The following is an 8,547-nucleotide window of genomic DNA, read 5'->3' as shown; positions in this document are numbered from 1 at the left end:
GGCAGGCATGCCGTTCATGGCAGGTGTCCTTCCGGGACGGGTCCCGCAACGCCGTCAGGCCCGCCCCCCGGGTGGTGGGGGGCGGGCCTGACGGCGTGCGTGCCGGGCGGCTCGGGCCGCTCCGGGTGGGGTGGCTACTTGCTCTTGCCGGACTTGTCGCCCTTGGCGTCGTAGGCGTCCCGGACGCTCTGGGGCTCACCGTTCGGCCAGTTCGAGGACTTGTCCTTGGTGGGGTTGTCGGCCATCGTTGGACCTTCCTTCCTTTGGAGGAGCCCGGGGCGTCGCTGCTTGGTGGTGGAGGCGTCCCGGGTCTTTGGGGGAACTCTTCGGGGCCCTTAGCCTTCGGCCGGGCCGGTCAACACGACGTCGAGATAGCGGCGCACGCCGCTGTCACGCCGGTTCGGGTACGGAGCCGAAACCTCACCGACCGCGCACCGGTCGCCGGGCAACTCCGTCAGCAGGTCGGCCAGCGCCGCCACATCGTCGGCGTCACCGGACAGGCGCACCTTGACCAGGCGGGGCCGTTGACGGTCCATCACGCGGCCCTGACCGCAACGTCCTCCTGCGCGGTGACGTCGGAGTCGTCGTCCGGCAACACGTTGTCGGCGTAGGAGATGTGGGCGCGGTACCTGGCCATCCTCGCCTCGGTGATGGCCACAACACGCAGGGACACCACCCCGAACGTGCGGACGGTCTCGTAGTGGCCGGACACGGCGAGCCGGTCGCTGACCGGGCTGCCCAGCACCGCCGCCGCTCGATCCACCTCGGCACACTGCTGCGCGTCGGTGCCCTGCGCGTGCACGGTGACCTCCGCGCCGTACCGCGGGACCGGCGCCGGGGTCGTCTCTAGGTAGTCCGCCAGCTCACGGAGCCCGGCAATCAGCCGCGCACGCGCACCGGCATCGGTGGCATCGGTCATCGAACCAACCTCCTTGCAGAACGAGGAACAGGACAACGCACAGCGCCCCGGCCTGAATCAGGCCGGGGCGCACAGACGAGAGAAGAGAGTTAGCGGGCGGCGAGCTGGACAACTGCCCGCGCAACGGGCGGCTTGGGGCGCGGGATCACCCGGGTGGGGCGGCGTCGGCCAGCCTCCCGGCAGGTGTCGGCGAGCCGCTGCCGCCACTGGTCAACCGACAGGTCAACGCGCACCCGCTGCCCGCTACCCGGGCACCGCGGTGGCGACGGCCGGAACTCCGCCGGCCAGGCGTCCGCGCCCGGCACGTGCGGGCCGCGGTGCGCGGTGACCATCCCCCGCTTGATCGACTTCCACGCGCCGCACGTCGGGCACGCGACCAGCGCGCAACTGCGCTCCGACAGACTGATCAAGTTCGGGGGCAGGGAGCTGGCGAGGATGACCGGCTGTCCGTTGTGCCGCATGGGTCGGAGCCCTCCAGATTTTGGCTCTTGCCTTCCCCGCCCCGCACGAGACCGACGTGCCCACATCGGGCACGACGCCCCGCACGGGACAGGCAGCGCAAGCGCTACGAGCTTCGGGCGGCATCGCCTGATCAGTGCCGGTCCAGGGACCTCGTGACTCGTCAACCCAGACACTCCAGGGCTCCGACCAGCGACGCCATGTGAAGTTGTCGACGGAGGCCAAACGCTAAACGTTTGGCGTCCGCGTACCCTGATTATGTCCACCCGAAGCGAGATGTCAAGAGGCGCCAGTCGTTTGGCGTTTGGCGTCATCTCTGGTTAGGTAGACCTAAGCGGGCTAAGGAAGGAGCAGGTCATGCAGCACTCGGAGCGTCACGGTTTCCGTGACATCGCCGCAAAAATTCGTCAGGAGATCATCGCCGGGGAGTACCCGACGGGGTCCGTCCTGCCTCCCGAGCCGGAGCTTGCCGAGCGCTACGGCGCGTCCCGTAGCTTGGTGAACAGGGCAATGCAGGTACTCGCAGCCGAGGGCATAGTCCGCCCCCGGCAGGGACGGGGAACTATGGTCACCTGGCTTCCGCCGATGCTTCACTCTCCGGCGCGATATGACCGCGCGACGCGCGAGAACCAGGGTGCCAGAGGCGCGTTCGACGCCGAGGTTCTTGACCGAGGTCTGGAGCCACAACACGAGATCACCACGGAGCGCGCCGAGCCCCCCGCCGAGGTCTCCGAAGCGCTCGGGTTGCCAACCGGAGAAACGAACTGCCTTGTCCGCCGCCGTCGCTTGCTCGCCAGCGGCATCCCCGTCCGACTCAACGCCAGTTGGTTCCCCCTCGCCATCGCCGAAGGCACCGTCCTGGAAGAAGCGGGCCCGGTGATCGTCGGCGGCGTCAAGAGCGCACTCGCCGAACTCGGTCACCGGCAGGTGTCGGCGCGCGAACAGATCATCCCAAGTCGCCTGCCTACCGACGCCGAAGCACACGCCCTGGAGATCAGCCCCGAACGCACCGTCGTGGAGATCACACATGTCGGCATGACCGCCGAGGGGCGCGCCGTCGAGGTGACTATCTCAGTGGCCCCCGCTCACTACCTCACGGCCCAATACGAGTTCCCACTCGCCTGACAACCGGAGAGACGACACCCGATGATCACGCGTCTAGTCGAAGACCATGCGCAAGCACTTGCTGGTAAGGGCGAACTACCCGCGTTCGTCTACGACCTCGCGGCATTGCGAGAGCACGCGGCCGAGGTCAAGACTGCCCTGTCGGGGCCCGGTGCGCCGGAGATCTTCTATGCCGCAAAAGCCAACCCGGACGTGCCTATCCTGCGCACGCTCGACCCCTACGTGGATGGAATCGAGGTCGCGTCCGGTGGCGAACTGGCGCACGTCCGCGAAGCACTGCCGGACGCTCGGTTGGCGTTCGGTGGCCCCGGAAAGACCGATGACGAGCTTCGCCTAGCGCTCGAACTCGGCGTCGAGCGCATCCACGTCGAAAGCCCGTACGAGCTGTCCCGACTTGCAAGCATCCTCCGGACGACCGGCCAGGAGGTCGATATCCTGCTACGCCTCAACCTCGCAGGCGACCGCAGCGGCGTCGCGCTCGCAATGAACGGCCCGTTCGGCATGGACCCGGATCTAATCGAGTCCTGCATCGACATCCTGACGACCTCACCACAGATGCGTCTACGTGGCATCCATGCGCACCTTGCATCCGGCCTGGACGCGTCTGGCATGGTGGCCCAATCCACCGAAATCCTTGCGTGGGGCCGCGCGTGGCTCGACAGGATCGGCCACACGGGGCCGCGTGAGTTCAACCTTGGCGGTGGGATGGCGGTTGACTACAGCACGCCCGAGACCCGGTTCGACTGGAAGCAGTACGGCACCGACGTTGCCGCGCTGGCCGAGCCGGGCGAGACACTGCGCATCGAACCGGGCCGGTCCATCAGCGTCTACGCCGGGTGGTACGTCACCGAGGTCCTGGACGTGAAGAAGGCGCACGGCGAGTGGTATGCCGTCCTACGTGGCGGAACCATGCACATCCGGACACCAGTCACCAAGCAACACAACCAGCCGTTCGACGTCGTCAACCGCAACGGCGACGGCCCCGCGGTCGCTGGCGAAACGGTGACCCTCGTCGGCCAGCTCTGCACACCAAAGGACGTCTTCGCACGCGCAGTCCCCACAGACCGCGTCACCGTTGGCGACCTAGTCGCCTTCTCCATGTCCGGCGCCTACGCATGGAATATCTCGCACCACGACTTCCTGATGCATCCAAAGCCTACGTTCCGCTACCTGGATGCCCCCTAGCTAAGCCCCCCTCGATTCGAGGCATGGAGACAACAGAAGGCCGGTCATCTAACTGGAAGGCGGATGACCGGCCTTCTGTCCGTGAGGTGGCGGGGCCGTGGGTTCCCATCACTGGGGGGAGAGTGGGGAGTGAGAGCGGGAGCGGAGCACTCCCGCGAGGTGCGGTCAGAGGTGGTCAGGGTACGGGCCACTAGGTACCCGCATCATCCCTGACCTGGTTAAGCAGCCAAGACCGGCAACTTCCGGCCTTGGACGTGCCCTGTTGTGGTCCAAGATGTCGGGGGTTCAAGTCCCCTCACTCACCCTTTGACGAAGGCCCCGGCCACTCGGCCGGGGCCTTCGTCATGGCGGACGCGTCGACTCAGGATCATCGGCCCGTTATGCTCCGACCCTATACATGCCTACGACACCCCAAGGGCAACGGATGAGTGTCGATGAGACGGCCCCCCTGCGCGTCCTCGTAGTGGACGGAGACCCCCAGGTCCGAGCCGACGTGACCACCCTGCTCGACGCCAGCGACGAGCTCAGCGTCGTCGCCGAGACCCCCGACCCCGCCGCGGCCCTCTCCCTGGCCGAGCGCCTGCGCCCCGACATCGTCCTCCTGGACGCCGCGGCCGCAGGGCACGCGACACCCCTCAGCCACACGTCCCGCGTCTTCGTCCTCGCAGGCGCGGACGATCCCGCCGCCCAGGACGCCCTCCGCGCCGGCGCCTGCGGCCACCTCGTCCCCGGCTCCTTCACCGTCCCCGACCTCATCCGCGGCGTCCGCGACGCGTCCCGCACGACCCTCGGGCTGTCCGCCCGCGAGTCCGAGGTCATGGACCTCATCGCCACCGGACGCTCCAACGGGGAGATCGCCCGCCAGCTCTTCCTCAGCGAGAAGACGGTGAAGAACCACGTCAACCGCATCTACTCCAAGCTCGGCGTCAGCTCCCGCGCGACCGCCATCGCCCTCTGGCGCGGCATGGTCAGCGTCCTCCCCGCCCAGGACTAACCGATTCGCACAGGTCCGCAGCTCCTGATACTGTTCTTCCTGTCGCAAGGGCCGGAGGCCCGCTGACACGCGCCGTTAGCTCAATTGGCAGAGCAGCGGACTCTTAATCCGCGGGTTCGGGGTTCAAGTCCCTGACGGCGCACCGCCCTCACCAGCAACAACACCCAGATCCAGCATCGCCCCTGATCTTGTATGGGTCCCGCCTGGGGCCCGCTCCAAAGGCCGCGACTCCGCAGGGCATTCGACAACGTCGGACTCTGCACGAAGGCATGCCCGCACTCGCATCGGACACAGCCCGACGCGCGAATAGGTCTTCATTTATCGCCTTCCGTGTGGCGCGTCATGGACGAGGGAGCCGTACAGCTCTGGAACGCGCATTCCCCCCAGCAACTTGGGGTCAGAACGTGGCGGTTATCCGACCGTGCCGTCCTCTGATGCTTGCGGCCCCGCTTGTGCGGGCCTCGTCGGGGCTTGTGGCCAGGGCCCTCATCGACCAGGCCTGGCGGTCAGGCTGATGGCGGTCAGCTTCGCCGATGGTGAGCTACCGTCAACGGCGGCCAGCCATATCACGCGCATTCGACACTCTGTCTTGCAGCCGGCCGGAGCGACGGCGTAGGCAACCCGGCACCCGTCGGGCGAGATCACCGGCTGCGACGGCACGACGCCGTCCGCCACCAGTTCCGCGGTCAGCTCCGGCGCGTCTTCACTCATGCACCGCGTCTTCAGTCATGCACCGCGCCTTTAGAGGTCGTCTGCCGCCGGCAGCGCGGGCCGATGGATCCAGGCGGCAAGGTCGGCGGGCGCGCATTCGGCGACTCGGGCGGCGTACCGGGGAAGCTCCTCCTCGCTGAGGACCTGCCGCCACTGGCCTGTTGATCCGCTGTGGAAGAACTGGCTGTGGTCGTGATAGAAGCCGTCGTGGCTGGCTTCGGGCGCGAGCTCGCCGGCCCGGCCCTTCATGGCCGCGAACGTGGCGGCCTGGACCAGGTCCGGCCAGGCCGTCTCGGTGATGGCGATCCCGAGCCGGGCTGCTATGTAGCGCATCTGCCCTTCGAGGTCATCAAGGAGGTCCTCGTAGCGCAGCAGCACGATGTTCGGCTGGTCGCGGACCTGCCAGAACGTGTCCAGATGGTGAAGCATGATCTCCAGGTCGGACACGGCCTTCCCGGGCGCGGCCGGATTGACCCAGGACCAGAAGCGCTCGCGCGCGGTCCCGCTCGGCAGGGACGGAGCGGCGGCCAGCAACTCCTCAAGGACCACGGCGCCCACGGCATCCTCCCGCAATGCCAGGGACACGGCCCGGTCGGTGTTGCTGGCATGGCTGTCCAAGGACACGGCCACATCCCGGGGGTCCCGGCTTGCGCACAGGTAGGTGACCCGGTCGTCGAAGGGCAATCCGTCCAGGGGCGCATGGGTCTTGATGAACCGCCGGTGCGGCTGTGCCTCGAGGTCGGCCAGCACTCCGGTGAGCGGGCGCAGCAGGACGTCCAGCCACGGCGAGATCTGGTCGAGCGGCCGGTCGAATGTCGCGCTCTTGAAGATCTCCAGGGCGCAGATCATCTGCAGCCAGGTCGTGCCGCACTTCGCCGGGGTGCTGATCACGATGTCGCCGGGACGGAACACGAACCCATCCCAGCGGGCCGAGTCCGTGAAGGAGGTCTGGTAGCGAACGCGTTCCCCCAAGCCCATGCAGGGAGAATGGCGGCAACCAGATCGGGCCGTCAACCGTGCCGTGAATGACCGGAGCGCCCCGCTAGCGCAATGACCGGAACGCGGCGCGGACCTCGGTGGTAAACAGCGTCGGTTCCTGCCAGGCAGCCCCTCCCGCCACGAATCACGCCGGATGCGCTCGAACAGCTCAGCCGACGTCCTCGGCCATCCCGGTGTGCCGGTCATGCACGATTTCGGTATTGCCCGATCACCCGAGGCTCCGCAGGTCACGCTCGAGCATGCGGACGACCTGCGGCCCTGGGGCTGTCTCCTCCAGCGAGGTGATCACCTCGCTCGGGCCTCCGGTCCGGGAAGGCGACCTCTCGGCTCCTTATGCGGACTTGCGCACCTACTTCAACGTAGGAAATTTCGAACCCTGCCACTAACAATGTCCTTTCGCTGGAAGCACACCGATCAAGAGCGTCTTGCAGAAAATTTGCGATCCGGGCGCCCAGTCAATCTTTCAGTGGCAAGCTATGAGACGGATCTTGCTGGGCTTGATGTGGTGCTCGCACTATGGTGGAAAGGGCTGTGGGAGCTCGGTCCCGGGGTCCACGCGTTCAAGGGCGGGCATGAGGAGGCTGCGGCAATGCTGTTGCTAAATTACGCACGAACCCCTAGTGATTGACACGATGGCCTGGAATTCACATCCTCAGGCCAACGGCCAGGGACGTTACGTGGGGGTGGCGCCGGTTACGGAGCGGGAGTGATGATGACGCCGGTGCGCTGCTCGGTGGGGATGGAGTAATCAATGCCCGCGCCCCATAAGTCGCAGAAATACCGAAGCTCGCGCCGCCAGACCACGCCGTCCACGAGCCGGGTCTCCGTTCCGACGAGCTGTTTGACCTGGCGGAGGAAGACGGTGGTCTCCAGTTCGTGGGTGAGCTGAGCAAACTCCTCACGCTGTTGGAGGGACGCCCGGTCAAGGTAGTTCTGCACCGTCACATCCCAGTTACGTTGCTCGCGCTCGTTGCGTATGGTCCGCCCTTGTTCGAGCTTGGCGTTTTCTCTTTTGAACGTGCTCGCCAGTTCGTGCCGTTCGCGGCCACGCACTCGGGCCAGCTCTTCTCGCTGATCTTTCGCCTGCTCCCTGGATATTTGATGGTCCTTCTTGTCTTGTTCCTCAATCCGCAATGTTCGTTGCCGGGTCATCTCCTCCAAGCCCCTCAAGAACTCGGCGAGCGCGGTGAATCGCTCGGGGTCGTGGGATGTCGGACTGCCCCCCAGCAGGGCGGCTATGCCGTGCAGGTGGTCGACGTCCGCAGGGCCGATCGGGGCGGATCCGCCGGTCTTGACGGGCGGCTGCAGATAAGGAACCGGATTCCAGGCGCTGAGCACCTGGTGGTCGATCTCGTCGCTGGTCCACAGATGATCGCTGTAGGAGTCCATGGCCAGGCCGCCGCGCATCAGCCGCCGGGCGGTCCGCCGGGCCAGGCCGCGGTGGTAGTCGGCAGCGATGAGGATCAGCTCCCAGACATCTTCCCCAGCAGTGCGGCCCAGTTCACGCGCCAGCAGCGCGCGGCCTTCGTCGCTCCAGCCGTCAAAGACCGCCTCCTCGCGCCGGACTGCGGCGGCAAGGACCGGGGCGTTGCGGCGGGAGGCACGCAAGATCTCATGCACCTCGGCCAGGCCGCATGCCCCTTCCAACAGCTGGATCCGGCCCTGATTCTCGGGTTCCTGGTCGATCTGGTGGAGGTCCCGCAACGTCTCAGCCTCGGAGACAGCGGGAAAGACATGCACGACCAGGGTGTGCAGACGCAAGTAGCGGTCACGATCATCGGCCAGCGGCGGGACCGGGAGAGCCCGCAACGCCACGCGCGAGGTAGGTACGAGCAACCCACGCAGATCCGGACCCGGTTCGATGCTCACGCAAGCCTCCAAGTGCTGCGTCCGTTCGACGGTCAGCAAGACGGGGATCAGGCGCCTGATCAGCATCGCGGGCCTCCGCCCGCGACGATCACCCTTCCAGGGGCCTCATCCTCTACCGCAACAGACGGGAGGGGTCTCGCCCGCTTACCCCAACGGAGAGTTGAGTTGACCGCGACCGCTTGGCTCGGCCTTACTCCCTCACGACCAATCACCACACCCCGGCTTTTACTGGGACGCGTCCTTTCCTGACCCGAAGGGAGAACGTGAGCCGCTGGGCGGCTGCCTA

The 8,547-nt window shown here is 66.8% G+C and carries 8 protein-coding genes and 1 tRNA gene; 4 read left to right on the top strand and 5 right to left on the bottom strand.

What is annotated here, in order from left to right:
• Window positions 1-335: 335 nt before the first annotated feature.
• A complete protein-coding gene (locus ETD83_RS21845) occupies window positions 336-536 on the bottom strand; it encodes a hypothetical protein (protein WP_138646999.1) in 201 nt (66 codons plus the stop codon).
• Window positions 536-919, bottom strand: coding sequence for a hypothetical protein (locus tag ETD83_RS21840; protein WP_138646998.1), 384 nt, complete (start codon window positions 917-919; stop codon window positions 536-538). The genes ETD83_RS21845 and ETD83_RS21840 overlap by 1 nt, the downstream gene beginning before the upstream one ends.
• Window positions 920-1,735: 816 nt before the next feature.
• Here ETD83_RS21840 and ETD83_RS21835 point away from each other — a divergent pair.
• The 4 genes from ETD83_RS21835 to ETD83_RS21820 all read left to right on the top strand — a co-directional run bounded on the left by ETD83_RS21835 (window position 1,736) and on the right by ETD83_RS21820 (window position 4,824).
• Window positions 1,736-2,503, top strand: a complete 768-nt coding sequence (locus ETD83_RS21835) for a GntR family transcriptional regulator (RefSeq protein ID WP_138646997.1) — start codon at window positions 1,736-1,738, stop codon at window positions 2,501-2,503.
• Between the two features lie 21 nt (window positions 2,504-2,524).
• On the top strand, window positions 2,525-3,688 hold the full coding sequence (locus ETD83_RS21830) for a type III PLP-dependent enzyme (protein ID WP_138646996.1): 1,164 nt from the start codon (window positions 2,525-2,527) through the stop codon (window positions 3,686-3,688).
• A 424-nt stretch (window positions 3,689-4,112) separates the two neighbouring features.
• Window positions 4,113-4,682, top strand: a complete 570-nt coding sequence (locus tag ETD83_RS21825) for a response regulator transcription factor (RefSeq protein WP_138646995.1) — start codon at window positions 4,113-4,115, stop codon at window positions 4,680-4,682.
• Between the two features lie 69 nt (window positions 4,683-4,751).
• Window positions 4,752-4,824 (top strand) — tRNA-Lys (locus ETD83_RS21820).
• 344 nt (window positions 4,825-5,168) lie between these two features.
• Here ETD83_RS21820 and ETD83_RS21815 read toward each other — a convergent pair.
• The 3 genes from ETD83_RS21815 to ETD83_RS21805 form a co-directional block, all read right to left on the bottom strand.
• A complete protein-coding gene (locus tag ETD83_RS21815; RefSeq protein WP_138646994.1) occupies window positions 5,169-5,393 on the bottom strand; it encodes a hypothetical protein in 225 nt (74 codons plus the stop codon).
• Window positions 5,394-5,423: 30 nt separating this feature from the next.
• Entirely contained in the window at window positions 5,424-6,371 is a 948-nt protein-coding gene (locus ETD83_RS21810) for a sulfotransferase domain-containing protein (protein ID WP_205717810.1), read from the bottom strand.
• Between the two features lie 714 nt (window positions 6,372-7,085).
• The gene (locus tag ETD83_RS21805; RefSeq protein ID WP_138646993.1) at window positions 7,086-8,261 is read right to left on the bottom strand and encodes a hypothetical protein; all 1,176 of its coding nucleotides are present in this window, start codon (window positions 8,259-8,261) and stop codon (window positions 7,086-7,088) included.
• Window positions 8,262-8,547: the final 286 nt, after the last annotated feature.

Source organism: Actinomadura soli, assembly GCF_005889715.1.
GTDB classification, from domain to species: Bacteria; Actinomycetota; Actinomycetes; order Streptosporangiales; family Streptosporangiaceae; genus Spirillospora; species Spirillospora soli.
This window is presented reverse-complemented; position numbering and strand designations above follow the sequence as displayed.